The organism is Lacunisphaera limnophila (assembly GCF_001746835.1).
Lineage (GTDB): Bacteria > Verrucomicrobiota > Verrucomicrobiia > Opitutales > Opitutaceae > Lacunisphaera > Lacunisphaera limnophila.
On the sequence record NZ_CP016094.1, the window covers coordinates 2,375,577 to 2,394,836 of the forward strand.

Annotated in this window: 17 protein-coding genes; 4 read left to right on the forward strand and 13 right to left on the reverse strand. The window is 68.0% G+C overall.

Annotation, left to right across the window (positions count from 1 at the left end; all coding sequences use genetic code 11):
• Positions 1 to 7: 7 nt before the first annotated feature.
• Together Verru16B_RS09900 and Verru16B_RS09905 are read right to left on the reverse strand one after the other, a co-directional pair.
• The gene (locus Verru16B_RS09900) at positions 8 to 1,609 is read right to left on the reverse strand and encodes a glycosyltransferase family 4 protein (protein ID WP_083270252.1); all 1,602 of its coding nucleotides are present in this window, start codon (positions 1,607 to 1,609) and stop codon (positions 8 to 10) included.
• A gap of 14 nt (positions 1,610 to 1,623) precedes the next feature.
• A complete protein-coding gene (locus Verru16B_RS09905; protein ID WP_069962133.1) occupies positions 1,624 to 3,774 on the reverse strand; it encodes a hypothetical protein in 2,151 nt (716 codons plus the stop codon).
• A 174-nt stretch (positions 3,775 to 3,948) separates the two neighbouring features.
• On the opposite strand from Verru16B_RS09905, the gene Verru16B_RS09910 reads away from it, so the two are divergent.
• The 3 genes from Verru16B_RS09910 to Verru16B_RS09920 all read left to right on the forward strand — a co-directional run bounded on the left by Verru16B_RS09910 (position 3,949) and on the right by Verru16B_RS09920 (position 7,048).
• Positions 3,949 to 4,950, forward strand: a complete 1,002-nt coding sequence (locus tag Verru16B_RS09910; RefSeq protein WP_069962134.1) for an NAD-dependent epimerase/dehydratase family protein — start codon at positions 3,949 to 3,951, stop codon at positions 4,948 to 4,950.
• Positions 4,947 to 6,071: a DegT/DnrJ/EryC1/StrS family aminotransferase gene (locus Verru16B_RS09915; protein ID WP_069962135.1), complete on the forward strand. Its 1,125-nt coding sequence runs from the start codon at positions 4,947 to 4,949 to the stop codon at positions 6,069 to 6,071. The genes Verru16B_RS09910 and Verru16B_RS09915 overlap by 4 nt, the downstream gene beginning before the upstream one ends.
• Positions 6,072 to 6,136: 65 nt before the next feature.
• Complete coding sequence (locus Verru16B_RS09920) at positions 6,137 to 7,048, forward strand: glycosyltransferase (protein ID WP_237023384.1); 912 nt, start codon at positions 6,137 to 6,139, stop codon at positions 7,046 to 7,048.
• Between the two features lie 37 nt (positions 7,049 to 7,085).
• Here Verru16B_RS09920 and Verru16B_RS19130 read toward each other — a convergent pair whose 3' ends face one another.
• The 9 genes from Verru16B_RS19130 to Verru16B_RS09965 all read right to left on the reverse strand — a co-directional run bounded on the left by Verru16B_RS19130 (position 7,086) and on the right by Verru16B_RS09965 (position 17,176).
• Positions 7,086 to 8,066, reverse strand: coding sequence for a glycosyltransferase family 2 protein (locus tag Verru16B_RS19130; protein WP_069962136.1), 981 nt, complete (start codon positions 8,064 to 8,066; stop codon positions 7,086 to 7,088).
• Positions 8,063 to 9,460 (reverse strand): glycosyltransferase family 2 protein, encoded by a 1,398-nt coding sequence (locus Verru16B_RS09930; protein WP_083270253.1) that lies wholly within the window; start codon positions 9,458 to 9,460, stop codon positions 8,063 to 8,065. Before Verru16B_RS09930 ends, Verru16B_RS19130 begins: the two co-directional genes overlap by 4 nt.
• 37 nt (positions 9,461 to 9,497) lie before the next feature.
• Positions 9,498 to 10,463, reverse strand: coding sequence for a class I SAM-dependent methyltransferase (locus tag Verru16B_RS09935; RefSeq protein ID WP_069962138.1), 966 nt, complete (start codon positions 10,461 to 10,463; stop codon positions 9,498 to 9,500).
• A 57-nt stretch (positions 10,464 to 10,520) separates the two neighbouring features.
• Positions 10,521 to 11,396, reverse strand: a complete 876-nt coding sequence (gene rfbA, locus Verru16B_RS09940; protein ID WP_069962139.1) for a glucose-1-phosphate thymidylyltransferase RfbA — start codon at positions 11,394 to 11,396, stop codon at positions 10,521 to 10,523.
• A 128-nt stretch (positions 11,397 to 11,524) separates the two neighbouring features.
• Positions 11,525 to 12,580 carry a dTDP-glucose 4,6-dehydratase gene (gene rfbB, locus Verru16B_RS09945; protein WP_069962140.1) on the reverse strand — a complete coding sequence of 352 codons (1,056 nt, stop codon included), beginning with the start codon at positions 12,578 to 12,580 and terminating at the stop codon, positions 11,525 to 11,527.
• 17 nt (positions 12,581 to 12,597) lie between these two features.
• The gene (locus Verru16B_RS09950; RefSeq protein WP_069962141.1) at positions 12,598 to 13,467 is read right to left on the reverse strand and encodes a sugar nucleotide-binding protein; all 870 of its coding nucleotides are present in this window, start codon (positions 13,465 to 13,467) and stop codon (positions 12,598 to 12,600) included.
• A 54-nt stretch (positions 13,468 to 13,521) separates the two neighbouring features.
• Positions 13,522 to 15,192: a hypothetical protein gene (locus tag Verru16B_RS09955; RefSeq protein ID WP_069962142.1), complete on the reverse strand. Its 1,671-nt coding sequence runs from the start codon at positions 15,190 to 15,192 to the stop codon at positions 13,522 to 13,524.
• 6 nt (positions 15,193 to 15,198) lie between these two features.
• A complete protein-coding gene (locus Verru16B_RS09960; RefSeq protein WP_069962143.1) occupies positions 15,199 to 15,957 on the reverse strand; it encodes a glycosyltransferase family 2 protein in 759 nt (252 codons plus the stop codon).
• A 142-nt stretch (positions 15,958 to 16,099) separates the two neighbouring features.
• The gene (locus Verru16B_RS09965) at positions 16,100 to 17,176 is read right to left on the reverse strand and encodes an NAD-dependent epimerase/dehydratase family protein (protein WP_069962144.1); all 1,077 of its coding nucleotides are present in this window, start codon (positions 17,174 to 17,176) and stop codon (positions 16,100 to 16,102) included.
• Positions 17,177 to 17,297: 121 nt separating this feature from the next.
• Between Verru16B_RS09965 and Verru16B_RS09970 the strand changes: the two genes are divergently transcribed.
• Positions 17,298 to 17,741, forward strand: a complete 444-nt coding sequence (locus Verru16B_RS09970) for a hypothetical protein (RefSeq protein WP_069962145.1) — start codon at positions 17,298 to 17,300, stop codon at positions 17,739 to 17,741.
• A gap of 61 nt (positions 17,742 to 17,802) precedes the next feature.
• Here the strand turns inward: Verru16B_RS09970 and Verru16B_RS09975 are convergent, their stop codons facing one another.
• Positions 17,803 to 18,144, reverse strand: a complete 342-nt coding sequence (locus Verru16B_RS09975; protein WP_069962146.1) for a cupin domain-containing protein — start codon at positions 18,142 to 18,144, stop codon at positions 17,803 to 17,805.
• 38 nt (positions 18,145 to 18,182) lie between these two features.
• Positions 18,183 to 19,244 (reverse strand): NAD-dependent epimerase/dehydratase family protein, encoded by a 1,062-nt coding sequence (locus Verru16B_RS09980; RefSeq protein WP_069962147.1) that lies wholly within the window; start codon positions 19,242 to 19,244, stop codon positions 18,183 to 18,185.
• Positions 19,245 to 19,260 lie beyond the last annotated feature (16 nt).

Genomic DNA, 19,260 nt, shown 5'->3' on the forward strand with positions numbered 1-19,260 from the left:
GCGGGCGTTACCATCCGGCGATGACCTCCAGGCGGCGGCGGTAGCGGGCACCGATCACGGCGGGGGCCAGGGTGGTCTCGATGCTGGTGCGGGCGGCGAGGCCGGTGCGGCGGACGAGGGCCGGGTCGGTGTGGAGCTGTTGCATCCACCAGGCGGCATGGTCGATGTCGGGCTCGGCCCAGGTCTGGCCCTTGGTGTAGGGGCCGTGGGTGCGGTCGAGCGTGACCGGGACGCAGCGGACCGGGCAGGCGTTGTCCGGGCGGATGAAATCGGTGGTACCCGACCAGTCGGTGGCGATCACCGGCTTGCCGAGGTGCATGCACTCGGCGAGGGCGAGGCCGAAGCCCTCGGCGCGGTGCAGGGAGACGAAGCAATCGCAGGCGGACTCGAGCTCGTAGACCTCGGCGCGGGCGAGGGTCTGCGTGATGAGCGTGGTACCGGGCAGGGCGGCCACCGCCTCGCGCAGGCGGGCGAAGTCGGCGGGGTTGGTCGGGACGTTGTGGACCTTGATGACGAGCGCGGCGCCACGGCCGGCAAGGCCGGAGCGGCGGAAGGCCTCGAGGACGGCGGCGGGATTCTTGCGCTCGGAGTAGGAGTTGAGGTCGTAGAGGAAGAGGAAGAGGAACTTGTCCTCGGGCAGGCCGTATTTCCGGCGGAAGTCGCCCTGCGGCCGCGCGAAGCCGATGGCGTGCGGCATCGTGAGCACGGGCAGCGGGACCTTCTGGGCGATGGCCTCGGTGGTGAAGCGCGAGGGGGTCCAGATCTCGTCGAAGTGGTTCGCATGGTGCACCCAGGCGTCGGGAAATTCCGGCAGTTCCCAGGCCCAGTAGGCGATGTTGTATTTGCCCTTTCGGAAACCGGCGCCGTGGTGATGGTCGATGTCGCCCGAGACCGGCGCGTCGAGGTGGAAGACGTTCACCGGGTACGGATTCGCCTCCTGCAGGCGGTCGGCGAAGGTGGCATCGGTCTGCGGGTTGATGCAGTTGAGCTTCAGGTTGACGAGGGCGGCGGGGAGGCCGGCGGCGTCGGCGGCGCGGGCCATGCAGCGGACGGACTCGCCCACGCCGAGGTCGGCACGGAAAAAGCCGGCGATGTTGAGCCCCACGCGGAGGAAGCGGCGGGCAAAGGCGCCGTTCCACGGGGCGGTCCGGTTGGCGAAGTCGAAGAGGACCTCATCACCGGCTTCGATGCGCTGAATGCGCAGGCGGCGGTTGCGGGGTTGCCGGCGCCAAGGTTGGAGAAAGCCCAGGCCGGTGAGGCGGGCGAGCCAGGCCAGAAAGTTGCCGCCCCCGACCCCGCAGAGGTGAAGCGTGAGTTCGTGGCCGGTGGCCGGATGGTCGGCCCGGAGCGGGACGGTGAGACGGAAGAGGCCCTCGGGCAGCACCGGGTGGGCGGAGGCCAGCTGGCCGTCGAGGCTGATGTTCAGCCCGAGCGGGCCTTGCGCGGCCGATTCGGCGCGGGCGGGCAGCACTTCGCCGACCACGGTCAGGCGGTCAATGCCAGCCAGGGAGGGCAGGGAAAGCCGGCCCGTTTCGCGGATCCAGAAGGAATCCGTCACGGATTCATCGTGGAACAGGCCGGTGAACTTGGGACGAAGGCGGAAAGACATGCCGATCACTCGATTTAGGGAACAGACAGCGACAGATTTTCAACCATGAATCCCAGTTCCCGCGGATCGGTGCCGCCAGGGCGGAAGGTCCGCCCGATCAGCTCCCATTCGAGCGAGTTGAGCCCGGGAGCCAGGGGCAGGGGAATTTCGCGGAGGGCCGGATCGGGGGGCCCGCGCCAGATCTCCCGGCCGCCCAGGCGAAGGACGACGACGGAGCCGGCGGGAGCGCCGAGGCGAAAGTGCAGTCGGCCAGCCTGGGCGGTCCCGTTGTGCCAGGCGCCGAGCACGGCCGAGCGCTGGGCCCAGCGCCAACGGTTGCCGTCGGCCTGTTCGAGCGGATACCAACCGCCCAACGCCAGCAGGGGCGAGGCCGCGGCAGCGGTGGGATCCCAGGATTCGTTCAGACGCGGATCCGCCAAGTCGGGGCGCACCGGGTTGGCCGCCGGCGTCAGGCCGAAAAGACGCACCGGCAGGGACCCGGCCGGCGGCGCCAGCTCGGCGACACCGGCGGAGGACAATTGGGCGGCCAAGGCGTCGCCCTCATCGCGGTAGGCGCGCCGGTCCAGCCAGATCAGACCGAATCCCGCCTGTTCGAGTGCGGCGACGAGGTCGCGGCCCGGCAGCCGGCTGACGTAGCGCATCCATCGCAGCGCTGGGGAACCCTCGAGCGGGCCGTAGGAGAAATGCAGGGATGAGGAGGTGAACAACGGCAGGAAATGATCATAGTCGGGCATGGTGCCGGTGCGTCCGGCCTCGGGAAAGGCCACGACGGGGAGCTGGAAGACCCGGGTGGAGGGGGGCAGTTCCTGTTCGAGGCGGGCGGTCAGGTCGGCGACGGCCTGCCATCGGGCGAAGTTGCGCGTCGGGGCGGTGCGATCCGCCAGGGGCGGGGTTTGTTCCCAGACGGCGACCAGCGCGAGAAATAGCGCCAGCAGGACCGACGTCAGGCGCGACCGGCTGACGCTGTGGCGGGAAAGCCAGGTGCCGGCGGCGAAGAGTGCCCAGGGCAGCGCATAGATCCCGATGCGGGTGCTGGCGCGAAACATGTCCAGGCCGGCGGCGCCGAGCCACGCATTGAGTCCGCCGGCCACGCCGAAGATGAGAATCCAGGCCAAGCCCAGCAGCGGATCGAGCCGGGACCAACGACGCTGGCGCAAGCGCTGGCAGCCCTGGACGAGCAGGAGAGCGAGGCCCGCCAGCCCGGCGAGGCCAAGGTAGTTGTAGAAAAACTCGCCCGGTCCGGTCCGGGCCGCCTGATAGTCGCGGCCCCACGCGGCGAGCGCCGGCACGCGATGATCCGCCGGGGGTACGAACCAGTCGGCCGGACGCAGCGCGTAGCGGCGCAGGTCGAGGGCAGAGTCGCCCCGGTTCGTGAGCACCGAGCCCTGCAGCTGAGACGCGATGGCCGCGTGGTTGCTCAGGCCGAAGCTGGTGACGAGGGTGCCGAGCAGGATGAGCAGGGGGAGGAGGCGGGGACCCGGGGAGCGGCGCAGCAGGCTGAGGATCAGTCCGCCGCCCGCCACGATACCGGCGAAAAAAGCGACATACGGATTGGCCTGGCCGAGCCACAGCCCGAGCCCGGCGGCCAGCACCAACCAGCCGCGGTGGGGTCCGACGGCCGGCCCGGGGCGCGCGGCCCGGGCGGCGATCAGCAGGAGGGGCGGGATCAGGAAGGTCTGGCTGAAGCTGAGCGTGATGCCCCAGCGGATGTTGTAGGTGCTGAAGGCGAAGATCGTGGCGAGGGCGGCGGCCCATTCCCAGCGGCAGCGCAGCCAGCGGGCGCACAGATAAAAGGAGGCGGCGTTGAGGGTCGTGATGAGCGCGGCCGCGAGATGGATGGCGGCGATCAGGCCGGTGAGCCGTGCCACCAAGCCGGTCAGCACAAACACCAGGCGGTCGGGCACCGGGTAGGCGGACCAGTCGGCGCCGAACGGCGCGCCCAGCCGCTCGAGGTGGGTGAAGCTGAACAGGGCGTGGAACGGTTGCTCTCCGGCAATTCGCACGCGGGCGTACACCTCCACCGGGTCGCCCTCCAGCCAGTTGGGCTGACTCCAGTCCGCCCAGCCCCACCGGCCGAACAGCACGGCGACGCCGGCTCCGCAGAGGAGCATCAGGAGCAGGGTCTGTAGCCAGAGCGGTGGTTTCGACAGCGGGAAGGGGGACATGAACAACCGGGTGCGGGGGTGACCGCGGAGTAATGGGCCCTGGGTGCGGGTTCGCCAACATCAATGCAGCGGGCATGGACGACTGGAGAAGGGCGCTTGAGTCCCGGCGGTGGGGTGTCACGCTGCGCGCATGCTGGCAGTTTTCTCCTCCGCCGGCCGGCTTTTCCCGGCGGCATGAACCCCACCCCTGCGTTCCGCCGGGCCTTCCGGGGCCGTCGCGTCGTCATCACCGGGGGCCTGGGCTTCATCGGGTCCAACCTGGCGGCGCGCCTGGTCGGCCTGGGGGCCAAGGTCACGCTCATCGACAGCCTGATCCCGGAGTATGGCGGCAACCTGCGCAACATCGCCGCGATCCGCCGGCAGGTGACGGTCAACATCTCCGACGTGCGCAACAACCATGCGTTGCCGCACCTGCTCCGCGGGCAGGATTTTCTGTTCAATCTCGCGGGGCAGACCAGCCACCTGGACTCGATGACGGAGCCGGACACCGACTTGGAGATCAACTGCCGGGCGCAGCTCGCGCTGCTGGAGGTCTGCCGCCGGCACAATCCCGGCATCCGGGTGGTCTTCGCCAGCACGCGCCAGATCTACGGCCGGCCCCGGTATCTGCCGGTGGATGAGAAGCACCCGCTCCAGCCCGTGGATGTGAACGGCATCAACAAGCTCGCGGGCGAGCAATACCACCTGCTGTACAGCGCGGTGCACGGCATCCGCAGCAGCGTCCTGCGGCTGACCAACACGATCGGCCCGCACATGCGCGTGAAGGATGCGCGGCAGACCTTTGTCGGCACGTGGATCCGCCAGGCGCTGGCGGGCGAGACCTTTGAAGTGTGGGGCGGGCAGCAGCTGCGCGATTTCACGTATGTGGATGACGCCGTTGAGGCCTTCCTGCTGGCGGCGACCCGGCCCGAAGCGGTGGGCCATGTGTTCAATCTCGGCGGCCGCGGAAAGATCAACCTGGCGGATCTCGCCGCGATGCTGGTCAAGGAGGCCGGATCGGGACGGGCCAAAGTCCGGGCTTATCCCGCTGACCGGCGCAAGATCGACATCGGGGATTTCTACGCCGACGGGTCGCTGATCGCGCGCCGCCTGGGCTGGCGCCCGCGGACCACGATCCGGCAGGCCCTGGCGCGGACGGTCGCTTACTACCGCACGGAGCTGCCGCATTACCTGTGAACACGGCCAAACCGCGCTACCTTCCCGCTGATCCCCGGGCCGGCTATCTGGCGGCCGAGGCGGAGATTGACGCGGCCATCCGGCGCGTGATGCACAGCGGCCACTACATCCTCGGGCCGGAGACGGAGGCCTTTGAGCGGGAATTCGCCGCATGGCTCGGCACGGCGGGTTGCGTCGGGGTGGCCAATGGCACCGATGCGCTCGAGCTGGCGCTGCGCGCGGCGGGCATCGGGCCCGGCGACAAGGTCGTGACCGTGGCCAACACCGTCTCGGCGACCGCGGCGGCGATCGTCGCCACCGGGGCGACCCCGCTCTACGCCGAGATTGAGCCCGGCACGATGCTGCTGGATGTCGCGGCGCTGGCCGCGTTCCTCGAGACCCGGCGCGACCCGCGGATCAAGGCGGTGGTCCCGGTGCACCTTTACGGGCAGGCGGTGGACCTGCCCCGGCTGATGGAGATCGCGGCGGCGCATCATCTCACCGTCATCGAGGACTGTGCGCAGGCGCACGGGGCGGAAGTGGCGGGGCGCAAGGCGGGGGCCTGGGGCCACCTGGCGGCGTTCAGTTTTTATCCGACCAAGAACCTCGGCGCCTTTGGCGACGGCGGTGCGGTCGTCGGGTCCGATCCGGCAGCCCTGGAGAAGGTGCGGCTCTGGCGGCAATACGGCTGGCGCCGGCGTTACGTGAGCGACCAGCCCGGCCGCAACAGCCGGCTGGACGAGTTGCAGGCGGCGATCCTGCGGGTGCGGTTGCCGCGCTTGGACGCGGAGAACGCCCAGCGCGCCGGGTTGGCTGCGCGTTATGCGGAACGGCTGCTCGAGTCCGGCCTGATCCTGCCGGTGACCGCGACCGGGCGGCGCCATGTCTGGCACCAGTATGTGGTGCGGCACCCGCGGCGGGACGAACTGAAGGCCTGGCTGGAGACCCGGGGCGTAGTGAGCGGCGTGCTGTATCCGGTGCCGCTGCACCGCCAGCCCGCCTTCCACCGGCCGGAGTTGTCGCTGCCCGCCACCGAGGCCGCCTGTGCGGAGGTGTTGTCGCTGCCGCTGCATCCGGGCCTCGGCCGGGCCGACATTGACAGCATTTGCGACATGGTGCTTGCTGCGCCTGCTTTCGCTTAGCCCGCCGGTCCCTCCTGCACACCTCAGATCCAAGGCCCACCGCGCCCGTTCCGGCGCTCAGTTTTGTGATACCGTTGTATCACAGCGAGCAGAGCATTGGCCGGTTGCTGCGGGAGATCGAGGGACTCACGGTCGAGGGCGGCCACGAGGTTGTGCTGGTGAATGATGGCAGCCGCGATGCCACGGCGAGCGTGTGCCGCGAGTTTGCGCGCACGGCGCGGATCCCCGTTACCTTCATCGAGCACGCGCGCAACTTCGGCGAGCACAACGCCGTGCTGACCGGTTACCGGCACGCGCGGGGGGCGCACGTGGTGAACATCGACGATGACGGACAGAATCCGCCGGCCGAGGCGCTGCGCCTGTGGGCCCACGCGCGGCGGGAGGGACTGGACGTGGTCTATGGGCATTACGCGAGGAAGGAGCATTCGCTCTTCCGCAACCTGGGGAGCTGGTTCACGAACCGGCTGACCGACTGGGTGCTGGACAAGCCGCGGGGCTTCTACCTGTCGAGCTTCCGGTGTGTGAGCGCGTTCGCGGCGGGTGAGGCCGCGCGCTACACCGGGCCCTTCCCCTACATCGACGGCCTGTTGCTGCAGGTGACGCAGCGGATCGGGGCAGTGACGGTGGAGCATGCGGGTCGCGCGGCGGGCGAGAGCGGGTACACGCTGCGCCGGTTGCTGCGACTGTGGGTCAGCACCTTTGTGAATTTCTCGGTGATGCCGCTGCGGCTGGCCACGTTGCTCGGGTTGCTGATGGCGCTGGCCGGGCTGGCCGGGCTGGGTGTGGTCTTTTATCTGCGCCTTACGAACCAGGGGCCGGATTACGGCTGGGGCACGCTGATGGGGGCGTTGCTGGTGTTCTCGGGCGCGCAGCTGGTGATGCTTGGGCTGATCGGTGAATACCTGGGTCGGACGTTCCTGACCGTGAACAACCGGCCGCAGGCGGTGCTGCGCTCGGTCGAGCGGAGCGGGGGCTGATCGGGACGGAAAGGTAGCCGCGGTCGAGGTCGGCGCCTCAAAGGGCCGGCGCGTTTTCCGGGCGGACGGGGTAGAGCTGCCACGCGATCTCGCGGGCGGGGCGGGCGGGGGCGCCTTCGAGCAGGTGGCGCCAGCGGGCGAATTCCACCTCGAGGAGCGCGGCGGCGGCGGCGCGGAGGCGGGCGGAGGCGGGGGCCAGGTGGCAGAGGTGCAGGAAGGCGTCGCGGGCCAGCGCGGGGTCGGCGTAATCGCGGGGATCTTCCCATGCGGCGGCAAGCCACTCGCGGCAGCCGGGACGCACGAGGTGGGGAAGGATGGAGGTGTGCCAACGGCGCAGCAGGCGCGAGGTGTTCTGCTCGTCGCGGAGTTTGCGGCCGGCGGAGGCGCTGATGTGGTGGCGCACGACGCTGTGCAGGGCCACGTGGTTGGTGTGACCGGCGGCGAGGGCGCGCAGGCAGAAGTCCACGTCCTCGCAGCCGTTGACGTAACCCTCGTCGAAGCCCCCGAGTTCGCGCCAGACGTTGGCGGGCACGGCGAGGCAGGCGCCGGTGACGGCCACGACCTCGCGGACCGCGGCGACCCCGCGGTGGGTGGCGTGGGCGGGTTTGCCCTTCGTGTTGAAGAAAATCCCCGTGTGGTCCACGGCACCGCTGGCGAAGTCCAGCTGGACGTTCCCGACCGCGCCGGCGCGGGGGAAGCGGCTGAAGACGTCGAGGATGGGGGCGAGCCAGCCGGGCAGGAGTTCCAGATCGTTGTTGAGGAAGAAGAGGAATTCGCCGGTCGCCGCGGCCGCGCCGCGGTTGCAGGTGGCGGCGAAGCCGAGGTTCTGCTCGTTGAGCACGACCCGGCAGGGCGAGCCAAGCCCGGTGAGCCAGTCGCGCGTGCCGTCGGTCGAGCCGTCGTCCACCAGGATGATCTCGTGGGCGAGATCGGCGGGCACGGTGGCGCGCAGGCTGGTCAGCATCGCCTGCGTGAGGGGCAGGCAGTTGTAGAGCGGGATGATGAACGAGACCTTCATGGGCCGGCGGGCAGGAAGCGCAGGCCGAGGAAGATCGCCGCGAGCCGGCGCGAGTCGTGATCGGTAACCAAGCCCTGAGTGTAATGGAACTGGAGGTCGTTGCTCCCGGCGCGGAGGGCGAGGGGCACGGCGAGGCGTTCCCGCTGGTTGATGCGGGTGAAGGCCAGCTGCCGCTGCCGGACGCCGTTCAGCTCCACGTCCACCGTCTGGTTTTCCGAGTACGTGAGCAGATCGGCGATCAAGGTGACGTTTTGCGCCGCGGGGGCGGTCACGGCCAAATGAGTGGCGGGGGCATAGCCCCAGTGGAAGGGGGGCAGGAAGGCCTCGGGCACGGGACCTTCGGCGGGGCCCCAGCCGGCGAGCGCGGTGAAGCCGGCGAAGGCTCCGGACTGCCCCGAAAAGTCTGGAACGGAGGTCCTCACCAATTCGCGGATGTCCAGCCCAGCCGGATCCAGATTCGTCGGTTCAGGCCGAGCCGCATCGAGCAGTCGCCCGTGGCTGGCGGCCAGCTGTTCGAGGTAGGGGAGCAGGGCGCGCGCCACTCGGGTCCAGCCTTGGGCGGTGGTGAAACGCAGGTTGCCACCGTGGTAGTAAATCGGCCGCAGGTCCAACTGATCGGCGGACAGTTTGACCGTGGCAAAAAAGAGCTCCGGATCTTCGGCGAGCAATTGGTAACCAAGCCGGTAGTGGACATCGAGCCCGGCGGCGGGGCGACCGCGGCTCGTTTTTTGCAGCTCGGCCAGAATCACGCGGAGCACCTGGTGTTCCGGCGAGCGCAGGGCCAGATGGGCCAGGTGCCAGCCTGCAGGCAAGGGCCGGGCAGGCTGGGGCACAGAGCCGCGGTAAAGAGCGTGGCTGCCTTTCCCGGCGACGAGGTCCGGATCAAGCGCGAGTTCACGCGGCAAGATGATCTTGCGGGTGACGGATGGAACGCGCCGACTGTGGCGGAGGCGAAGAATCGGGTTGGGTTCAGTGGGGTCGTCGTCCCGGGTCGGACAGTAGTCAAGCAGAGGAAGGCTTGCGGGTTGCGAGGTGCCAGCCAGAAGCAGGGCGGCTTCCAGCGCGGCCCGGCCGGGCCCGGTCAGGATCTCGTCCGCATCAAGTGGCAGGATCCAGTCGGCATCGTGGGTCCGGGCGGCAAGGCGGGTCAGGTGGTTGCTGCGGGCTTGCTGCAGATTGGCCAGGGCCTCGTCGTGGAAGAGCGTTAGCGGCAGGCCCTCTGCCTGCAGGGCACGGAGGATTTCCCGGGTGCCGTCGGTGCTGTCGTGGTCGAAGACGAGGTGGTGATCCACCCAGGCACAGGTGTGCCGGACGAAGGCCTCGATGATATCGGCTTCGTTCTTGACCACGGATACGGCCACCAGACGCATGGCGGCCAGTGTGGGTGTTCCCATGGGAAAGCAGAGCCCAAAAACGAGGGTGGGCCGTGGATCAGTGCAGGAACGGTTGCCACTGCGTGCCGCGCTTGGGTGCGACCAGCTCGGCAACGGGAGCAAGCAGTTTTTCAATCGCGACGACCTGGGGATAGAAACTCACCGAGCGGATGCTCGCCTGGAACGGACTGGTGCGACAGACGAGCCGGCGGTCCGGGTCGTCGCTGTTGCCCGTCACCTCGCCGGCGCTCAGCATGGCCGCGAGGCCGGTGGCATAGGCCGCGAAGGCGTTGTCCTCACCATGGATGTCCTCGCAGAGGTAGACGCCACCCGGCCTGACGTGGGGGAGGAGTTCCTCCAAGGTGACCCGTTGCTGGTCATAAAGGTGGCCACCGTCGTCGATCACAATGTCCAAGGCTGGGACCTCGGTGCGGAAATCCCGCCAGAAATTGCGGTCAGTCTGGTCGCCGATCATGATCTTCACACCGTCGCCCTCGTAAGCCTTGCAAGCCGGTTCGATGTCAACGCCGTGGAGGCGGGCCTGCGGGCCAAAGTAGTCACGCCACATCTCAAGGCTGCCGCCGCTGTAAACGCCGATCTCCAGCACATTCACCGGCTGCCCGCGAAAGCGGGCGAAGTGCCGTTCGTAGATTTCAAAATAGTGCTGCCACTTCCAGATTCCGCGGCCGCTCCGGCGCGCCGCGAAAAACCCCGCGAGAGCATTGCCGGTGACGGCAGGCGGGGCCGAAGTGGTCGCCGGGTGCGACCAATCCGCCGCGGTGGTAAAGGCCCGGCCGGCCACGTGGGCCACCAGGTTGCGGCTCGCGGCGGCGTGCCAGGCCGCGGTCGGAGAAGCGGAGCCGGTGCGCCCCTCCCGAAGACCGTAGCGCTCGTAATGTTCCCTGCCTGAAGCGAACCGGCCCGACTGCACCGCCGCGGCCACGTCCGGGTAGGCGGCAAGGTAGAAATTCTCGTCGAAACCGGTGACGAAACCGGCAGGCTTTCCGGAGGAGGAGAGGCTCATGGGATGGCGCGGAAGGGTGGCTTGCCGGGGCGGCGGTTTCGGAGGATTGCAGCCGGACTACAGCAGCCGCTTTAGGTATTCGCCGTAGGAGGACTTGCCGAGCTTCTTGATGTTGGCCTCGAGGCCGGCGCGGTCGATCCAGCCGTGCTTGTAGGCGATCTCCTCGATGCAGGCGATCTTGAGGCCGGTGCGGTTCTCGAGGACGTGGACGAAGGTGGCGGCCTCGACAAGCGAATCGTGGGTGCCGGTGTCGAGCCAGGCGGTGCCGCGGCCGAAGAGCTCGACGTGCAGGGTGCCCTTTTCGAGATACAGGCGGTTGAGATCGGTGATCTCGAGTTCGCCACGTTTCGAGGGCTTGAGGCTGCGGGCGAGGGTGACGACCTCCCGGTCGTAGTAGTAGAGGCCCGGGACGGCGTAGTTGGACTTGGGCTGCGCGGGTTTTTCCTCGAGGGAGAGCACGCGGCCGTCGGGCGCGAATTCCACGACGCCGTAGGCGGTGGGGTTGGCGACGTGATAGCCGAAGATGGTGGCGCCGCTGGTGCGGGCGCTGGCTTCCTTCAGGGAGGCGACGAACTCCGAACCGTAGAAGAGGTTGTCGCCGAGCACGAGGGCGCAGGGTTCGGTGCCGGTCAGGAAGCCGGTGTCGCCGGCGATGGTGAAGGCCTGGGCGAGGCCGTCGGGGCTGGGTTGCTCGGCGTAGCTGAATTTCACGCCGAGGTTGCCGCCGTCGCCGAGGAGCTTGCGGAAGAGGGGCAGGTCGGTGGGCGTGGAGATGATCAGGATCTCGCGGATGCCGGAGAGCATCAGGACCGACAGCGGATAGTAGATCATCGGCTTGTCGTAGACCGGCATGAGCTGCTTTGAGACCGCGATGGTCAGGGGGTAGAGCCGGGTGCCGGAGCCACCGGCGAGGATGATGCCTTTGCGATTCATGGGAGGGGTTTAATGCAGGCCACAGAGGACACGGAGCCGGCCACAGAGGCCACAGAGAAATTCAGGAAAGTCTGATCCGGGGCGCTGTGATCTCCGCAAGGGCTCAGTGCGCTCTGTGACAAAAAATTTCAGGCTTGGGTGCCGAGACGTTCCAATTTGTAGGAGCCGTCGAGGATGCCTTTCCACCAGGACTCGTGGTCCAGGTACCACTGGACGGTTTTCCGAAAACCGGAGGTGTGGTCCTGCTTCGGGGTCCAGCCGAGCTCGCGTTTGATCTTGGTGGCGTCGATGGCGTAGCGGAGGTCGTGGCCGGGGCGGTCGGTGACGAAGGCGATCTGGTCGGCGTATTTTTTGCCGTCGGCGCGCGGGCGGAACTCGTCGAGGAGGCCGCAGAGCAGGCGCACGAGGTCGATGTTCTGGCGCTCGTTGTTGCCGCCGATGTTGTAGGTCTGGCCGGTGCGGCCGCGGGCGACGACGGTGTGCAGGGCCTCGGCGTGGTCGCCGACGTAGAGCCAGTCACGGATGTTCTCGCCCTTGCCGTAGACGGGGATCGGGTCGCCGCGCAGGGCCTTGAGGATGACGACGGGAATGAGTTTCTCCGGGAATTGGTAGGGGCCGTAATTGTTGGAGCAGTTCGTGACGAGCACAGGCAGCCGGAAGGTGTCGGCCCAGGCGCGGGCGAGGTGGTCGGATGAGGCCTTGCTGGCGGAGTAGGGGGAGTGCGGGTCGTAGGGGGTCTCCTCGGTGAAGAGGCCGGTGGCGCCGAGGGAGCCGTACACCTCGTCGGTCGAGACGTGGAGGAAACGGAAGGCATCCTTGGCCGGGCCGGCGAGCGACTCGAAGTGGGCGCGGGCGGCCTGAAGGAGGGTGTAGGTGCCGACGACGTTGGTTTGGATGAAGGCGCCGGGACCGTCGATCGAGCGGTCGACATGGCTCTCGGCGGCGAGGTGCATCACCCAGTCAGGCCTGAATTCCACGAAGAGTTTCGTCATCGCCGCGGCGTCGCAAATATCAGCTTGGGCGAAGCGGTAGCGGGGGTTGCCCTCGAGGTCGGCGAGTGAGCGGCGGTTGCCGGCGTAGGTCAGCGCGTCTACGTTGAGCACGGTGTGTTCCGTGGTGGAGACGAGGAGACGGACGAGGTTGCTGCCGATGAAGCCGGCGCCGCCGGTGACCAAAATGTTCATAAGGTTGAAGTTTAAGCTCAGGCTTTACGCCAGGTGCGCAGGGCCTGGGTGATGGCGTCGTGGACCTCGGTCATCCGGATGCCGGTGGCGGCGAGTTTGGCGGAGGTCATGGTGCAGTTCGAGCGCGGGGTTTTGGCAGCGGTGCGCATGAACTCGGCCTCGTTGGGGAAGAACTTGAAATCCTTGGTGGCGACGCCGGACTTTTTGATCAGGTCGACGACCTCGCGGGTGGTGACCTCGCCGGGGTTGGTCACGTTGTAGGTGCCGAAGGGGACGCGTTTTTCCCAGCAGGCGAAGGTGGCGGCGACGAATTCCTCGAGTTGGGAGATCGAGTTGGCGGCCTCAAGGAGGGTGTCGTAGCGGATGAGCTTGGTGAGGTAGTTGCGGGGGTTGTCGACCTCGTTGAAGGGGATGCGCAGGCGCCAGATGTAGACATCGGGCCGGCCGGCGAGCACCTCCTCGCCGAGGGCCTTGGTGCCGGAGTAGAAGCTGCAGTTGTCGGTGCGGAAGGTGAAGTTGGGCGTATCGGTCTCGGTGAAGCCGGTGCCGTCGGGGCGGGAGCCGGTGTAGATGCAGCCGGAGGAAACGTGGCCCCAGGGGACGCCGGCGTCGGTGCAGGCCGCGGCAATGCGGCCCGGGAGCACGCCATTGCCGAAGAGGCACTCGGCCTTGTGCAGCTCGCAGGCATCGACGTTGGGCTTGCCGGTGTAGCCGGCGGCGTTGATCAGGAAGGCGGGCCGCTCACGGCGAAGGAGGGAGGTCAGGGCGGCCTGGTCGGTGTAATCGAAGTCCGCCCGGCGCAGGTTGCGGAAGGGCAGGCCCTTGCGTTGCAACAGGGTCTGATAGGCTGAGCCGACGTAACCGGAGCCACCGAGGAGGAAGATCATGGAAGGTATCTGAGTAATCGGGCCGACGGGGGCTGCAAGGCGCGTTTTGAGCCGTCAGTGGGGGGATTTCAGGTGATAAATCCGGGTCGATCCGATCTGGGCTTGGAGCGCATATCGCTCGGCAATCAGGGTCTGCAATGCCGGGAAGATTTCGTGGCCGTGGCGGGCGGCGTCGAAGACGAAGGCGCCGGGCCCGGTGGCATCGACAAACCACGCGGGCTGCCGGGCCTGCAGGTCCCGCAGGTAGCGCGAGCGGTAGAAATCCTGCATGGGTCCCGCGAAGAGTTGGAAGGCGCTGTGCGCCTCGCGGGTACCTTGGGCCAGTTGGGTCTCGACGTGGAGCCGGGGCTCCCAGCCCCAGACGGTCAGCAAATCGCCGGGCTGGGAACGGGCCTGGATGTGGCGGGCCGCCGCTGAGGCGGGGGTGGCGAGGTGCTCCGCCAGTTGTCCGGGGTGAAACGGCACGGCGAGCCAGCGGTTAACCGCCTGGGGCAGGACCGTGAGCAGCAGCAGGACGGCGAGCAGGCTTGCCGGGATCCCGCGGAAAGCGCGGCCCGTGGTGGGCGGGCTCGCCAGATGGAGGCCGGCGAGCAGGGTGAGGGGACCAACGAGCAGGTGGAGGTAATGGGCGACGCGCCGGCCGGGATAAATGACGCAGAGGTAAGCGAGCAGGACGAGGAGCCAGGCGGCGAGGAGGGCGCGGCGGCGGGTCACATCGGCGGCCTGCCAGACGGCATGGGCGCGATACAGCACGTAGGCCATGGTACCGTAGAAGAACCACGCGAAACTTTGTCCGGTCGTGAGGAACGACCAGAAATAGTTGGGCATATCGTGGAGCGGGTGGTCGCGCGAGCCGGCGTAGGCAAGGTTGCTGACCACGTAGGAATACCAGAATTGCGCCTCGAGACCGTAGACCACGAGGAACAAGCCGAGGCCCGCGCCGACGAGCAGGGCTCCACCCACGAGGCCGGCGGCGAGGCGGACCCAGCCGGCGGGGCGCGACCAGACAAGGGTGGACAGCGCGGCGAGGCCCAAGACCAGGGCGAGGGGCGTGGCCTGGAGCTTGGCCAGGGGGACGAGGGCAAGCAGGGCGCCGGCGACCAGCGGGGCGGTGCGGCTCGGCGCCTGGGGGCGGAGCATCGCCGTCAGCGCCCAGCCGGCGCCGGCGAGCAGGCTGACCGCGACCAGCTCGCTGGAATAGTGCACGTAGTCACCGGCCCAGGAAAAGGCCCAGACGCAAAGCGCGGGGAACACGGCCAGCCGGACGGCGGGTTCCGCCAGGAACGGGCGCAAGGTTTGCCACAGGCAGATGAGGGTGCCGGCGAGCAGCAGGGTGGCCATGGCCCGGGCTCCCGCGTGGGTCAGCGGCAGGCCGAAGAGCGCGGCGAGGTTGAGGGCATACTCGTTGAGCGGGCCGTGGGTCGTGCCGTCGACGTATTTCCAGAAGACAGGGGAGGATTGCAGCGTGAGGGCCCCGGCGACGATCTGCGACTCGTCGGGATTGAACTCGACGGGGGCAAACCACGAGGGCCAGCGAAAGGCGAGGAGGGTCAGCAGCAGCAGGCTGGCGAACACCGCGGGGTGGCCCAGAAAAGGGGCGCGGGATGACGGCGCGGCCGGCCGGGAGGGCGAGAGCGCGGAGGCCAGGCCGAGGGCGAAACAACCCCAGGCAGTCAGCCCATGGGCGACGGGATGGGTGTCCAACCACTGGAGGAAGGACATCATGCCGCGTCAGCGTTTCCGGTAGTCGCCGCGGCTGAAGTATTTTTCCAGCCAGACGTAGGCGCAGATGAAGAAGTAGCGGCTGCCCATTTCCTTGATCTTGAGCTTGGCCTCGCCGTATTTGCGGTTGTGCCAGGAGATCGGAATGACGGTCCAGGTGTAGCCGCGCACGATGGCCTTGAGCGGGATCTCGACGGTGAGGTTGAAGTGCGGGCTGAGGAAGGGGCGGCAGCCCTCGATGACGGTGCGGCGGTAGGCCTTGAAGGCGTTGGTCGTGTCGTTGAGGGCGATGGCGAAGCCGATGCGCACGAGAAAATTCGCGATGCGGTTAACCCAGAGCTTCACGCGCGGGTAGTCGACAACCTGGCCGCCCTTGACGAAGCGGCTGCCGAAGACGCAGTCCCAACCCTCGTTGAGCAGGCGCCAGTAGCGCACGGCGTCGGCGGGCGAGTCGGAGGCGTCGGCCATCATGATGGTGCAGGCGTCGCCCTGCATATGGTTGAGGCCGAAGACGACGGCGCGGCCGAAGCCGTTGGGCCCCTTGTTCTGCACGGGGGCGAGGGTGGGGATGGCGGCGCGGAGGTCCTGGAGAACCTGCCAGGTGCCGTCCTTGCTGGCGTCGTCCACGACGACGATCTCGTGCGGGACCTGCTCGCGGCTCAGCACCTCGTACAGGGCGCGCAGGGTCGGCGGCAGCGATTCCTCCTCGTTGTGGGCGGGGATGACGATGGAGTAGAGCTTGAGCGGCGCGGGTGAGGCCTCGGGCATCGAGTCAATGAGGGGAATTCGGCCCCCGGCGGCAAGCCTCGGGTTGGGCGGGCGAAATTAAGAATTAAGAAGGAAGAATTAAGAAACAGCCTCGAACCTTGCCTGGCGACGGGCTCGTTTCTTAATTCTTAATTCATCCTTCTTACTTCTCCCGCGGGGCGGAGAGTTCGAGCCAGCCGGGGTGTTGTTCGGCATGGGTGGCGATCTCCGCGAGGATGGCAGGGGTCGGGGTGGCGGGGTGCCAGTCCCAGAGGCGGGTGGCCTTGGCGTGGTCGAGGACCATCCAGCCGATGTCAAAGGGGCGCGGGGTGCCGTCCTCCACGACGCCGTGCGGACCGAAGCGTTGGGCGCACCAATCGCTGAGCTGGCGGAGGGACATGGCGGAGGCGGCACCGCCCGAGAAATTGGCCAGGCGGTCGGCGGCGGGGAGCGGGGGCGCGGCAAATTGTTTTTCCAGGACGGGCAGGAGGTCGCGCGGGTGGAGGCAGTCGCGCACCTGGTGGCCGAGGCCGCCGAAGCCGAGGTACTTGAGCGGCTTTTTGCGGAGCCAAGCGTTGATCCAGTAGGCGAAGATGCCCTGGTCGGCGCGCCCGAACTGGCCGGCGCCGGCGAGCACACCGCAGCGGTTGATGAAGACCGGAAAGCCGAAGGTCTCGCCGTACTCGAGGGCCATGGCCTCGGAGGCAAGCTTGGTGGCGCCGTAGAGGGAGATGGGGGCCTGGGTGGGGAAGGACTCCGTGAGTCCGGCCGGGCTGACCCCGGGGGGGAGATCCGCGGCGCCCGGGGGGAGGCCGAGGGCATCACCCTGGGCGACGAGGGGCAGGCGGGTGAGCGGGGGGATCGAGTAGACGCGGCTGGTGGAGAGCAGAATGAAACCGGCCCGGTGGGTCTTGCAGTATTCCAGCAGGTTGATCGTGCCGGTGAGGTTGTGGTCGACGAGTTCGCGGGAACTGGTCTTGCCGTCGATGCCGGCGAGCACACTGGGGTTGGCGGCGGCATCCAGCACGAAATCCGCGGCGGGCAGGGCGTCCATGGCGCGGGCGTCGCGCAGGTCGGCGGTCAGGATGGTCGCGCCGAGCCGCTCCAACGGCGCGCGGTTGGTCTCGCTGCCCGGGCGGATGAAGTTGTCGAAACCCGCCACCGTGTGGCCGGCGGCGAGGAGTTCGCGGGCCAGGGTGCTGCCGACGAAGCCGCAGATGCCGGAGATCAGGATTTTCATGCGAAAACCACTTTAAGGGGGAAGTTTTAGTTTAAGGAAGCCGGGAATCGGCGGGGTGGGCGCCCGCGCGGGGATTAATGGGTTGAACCAAGGCGCTCCGCCGCGGTCTAGTGGGCATCGCATGAAAACCTCCCGTTTGCTCCAAGCCCTCCTGCTCTCGTCCTTGCTGGCCGCGGTTCCCGCCTGGGCGGTAACCCGTACGCTGACCATCCAGGCGCCGGCCACGGCCAAGCCGGGCACCAACATCCATGTTGAGATCGCGGCGGCGACGGATGCCGTCGATGCCGAGCAGATCGGGTTTCTGCATGCCGAGTACTCGGTCGATGGCGGCCGGACCTGGGTGCCGGTCTACGCGGAGAAGCTGGGGCGCAAGGCCACCCGGAGCGTGGACATCCCGGCAGGTCTCGAGGGGAGCAAGGCCCTGGTGCGGGCGCGGGCGGCCTTTCGCGGCGGCAAGGCGGGTGACGTGGATTTTTCGGGCGCGCCGATCCTCTGGGGTGATACCTGGGGCAAATGGGTGACCCCGCCGGCCCGGACGGCTACGATCAACGTGACCGGACGCTGAGCCGGCCCCGAACTGGGCAGGGCGGAGTGCCGGGACGGAACGGGCCGCGCCAGCCGGGCGACTAGACCGCCGCGGCCGGGGGTGGGAGATAGTCCTCCCTGACCGGCGAGAAGACCTCGATCGCGACCGAATCCTCGAGGATGGCCGCCTCGTGCTCGACATTGCCGGGGATGCACCAGCTGTCGCCCGGCCGTACGTCGAAGGTGTCGGTCCCGATGGTGAGGCGCAGGTGTCCGCTGACCAGGTAGCCGGTCTGCTCGTGTGGGTGGGCATGCCGCGGCAGCGGATGGCCCCGGGCGAGGCGGAATTCCGCGAAGAGCGTGTGCTGGCCGTGGACCAGCGTCTTGAAGCGCACGCCGGTGAAGGGCTCGCGGTAACCGGAGGGATGGGCGGGGGTGAACATGGGTCGCCCCGGCATCAGGGGGTGCGCGGGGGCGCGGATCAGGCCGGCTGGTGACGGGTCTTCCAGGCCTCGACGATCTGGCGGATCGTTTCCTCGAGGGACTGGGTGATGTCCCACTTCGGGTAGTGGGCGCGCATCTTGCGGAGGTCGGAGTAGTAGCAGATGTGGTCGCCGGCGCGGTTCTGGTCGACGTAGGTGAAGACCTGCGCCTTACCGGTGAACTTCTCGGCGATCTTGAAGGCCTCGAGGATGGAGGTGCTGTTGGCCTTGCCGCCGCCGAGGTTGTAGACCTCGCCGGCACGCGGGTTCTCGACGAAGGCGGCCATGAAGCGCGCGACGTCGAGCGAGTGGATGTTGTCACGCACCTGCTTCCCCTTGTAGCCGAAGACGCGGTACTCCTTGCCCTCGAGGTTGCACTTCACGAGGTAGGAAAGGAAGCCATGGAGCTCGACGCCGCTGTGGTTCGGGCCGGTGAGGCAGCCGCCGCGCAGGGCGCAGGTGGGTAGGTTGAAATAGCGGCCGTATTCCTGGACCATGACGTCAGCCGCGACCTTGGAGGCGCCGAAGAGCGAGTGCTTGGACTGGTCGATGGTGAAGGTTTCGGGGATGCCGTGGGCATAGGCCGGGTCGGCGTAGTCCCAGCGCGTCGCGAGTTCCGTGAGTTTGATGCCGTTCGGGGCGTCGCCGTAGACCTTGTTCGTGCTCATGTGCACGAAGGGCGACTCGGGGCAGGCCTGGCGGGCGGCCTCGAGGAAGTTCAGCGTCCCGACGGCGTTGGTGTCGAAGTCATCGAAGGGAATGGCCGCGGCCCGGTCGTGCGAGGGCTGGGCGGCGGTGTGGACAATGACGGACGGCTTGACCGACTGGACGAGCGCGAGCACGCCGGCGCGGTCGCGGATGTCGAGCTCGTGGTGGACGAAACCCTTGAGGTCCGAGACCAAGCGGTGCTGGTTCCAGCGCGTGTCACCCTGCGGGCCGAAGAAGACGGCGCGCTGGTTGTTGTCCACGCCGTGGACGGTGTAGCCCAGCGAGGCGAAATAAACGCAGACTTCCGAGCCGATGAGGCCCGAGGAACCGGTGACGAGGAGGGTCTTGGCCATATGAAAAAGGGGAAGG

Bases quoted from the DNA above. Each gene is read 5' to 3' on its own strand.
- Verru16B_RS09950 (WP_069962141.1), bottom strand. From the start codon at position 13,467: ATGATCTTCCTCCTCGGTGGCTCCGGTTACGTCGGCTCAGCCTATCAG.
- Verru16B_RS19130 (WP_069962136.1), bottom strand. From the start codon at position 8,066: ATGAAGGTCTCGTTCATCATCCCGCTCTACAACTGCCTGCCCCTCACG.
- rfbA (WP_069962139.1), bottom strand. From the start codon at position 11,396: ATGAATCGCAAAGGCATCATCCTCGCCGGTGGCTCCGGCACCCGGCTC.
- Verru16B_RS09905 (WP_069962133.1), bottom strand. From the start codon at position 3,774: ATGTCCCCCTTCCCGCTGTCGAAACCACCGCTCTGGCTACAGACCCTG.
- Verru16B_RS09955 (WP_069962142.1), bottom strand. From the start codon at position 15,192: ATGATGTCCTTCCTCCAGTGGTTGGACACCCATCCCGTCGCCCATGGG.
- rfbB (WP_069962140.1), bottom strand. From the start codon at position 12,580: ATGAACATTTTGGTCACCGGCGGCGCCGGCTTCATCGGCAGCAACCTC.
- Verru16B_RS09980 (WP_069962147.1), bottom strand. From the start codon at position 19,244: ATGGCCAAGACCCTCCTCGTCACCGGTTCCTCGGGCCTCATCGGCTCG.
- Verru16B_RS09975 (WP_069962146.1), bottom strand. From the start codon at position 18,144: ATGTTCACCCCCGCCCATCCCTCCGGTTACCGCGAGCCCTTCACCGGC.
- Verru16B_RS09965 (WP_069962144.1), bottom strand. From the start codon at position 17,176: ATGAAAATCCTGATCTCCGGCATCTGCGGCTTCGTCGGCAGCACCCTG.
- Verru16B_RS09900 (WP_083270252.1), bottom strand. From the start codon at position 1,609: ATGTCTTTCCGCCTTCGTCCCAAGTTCACCGGCCTGTTCCACGATGAA.
- Verru16B_RS09935 (WP_069962138.1), bottom strand. From the start codon at position 10,463: ATGAGCCTCTCCTCCTCCGGAAAGCCTGCCGGTTTCGTCACCGGTTTC.
- Verru16B_RS09970 (WP_069962145.1), top strand. From the start codon at position 17,298: ATGAAAACCTCCCGTTTGCTCCAAGCCCTCCTGCTCTCGTCCTTGCTG.
- Verru16B_RS09910 (WP_069962134.1), top strand. From the start codon at position 3,949: ATGAACCCCACCCCTGCGTTCCGCCGGGCCTTCCGGGGCCGTCGCGTC.
- Verru16B_RS09930 (WP_083270253.1), bottom strand. From the start codon at position 9,460: ATGGGAACACCCACACTGGCCGCCATGCGTCTGGTGGCCGTATCCGTG.
- Verru16B_RS09960 (WP_069962143.1), bottom strand. From the start codon at position 15,957: ATGCCCGAGGCCTCACCCGCGCCGCTCAAGCTCTACTCCATCGTCATC.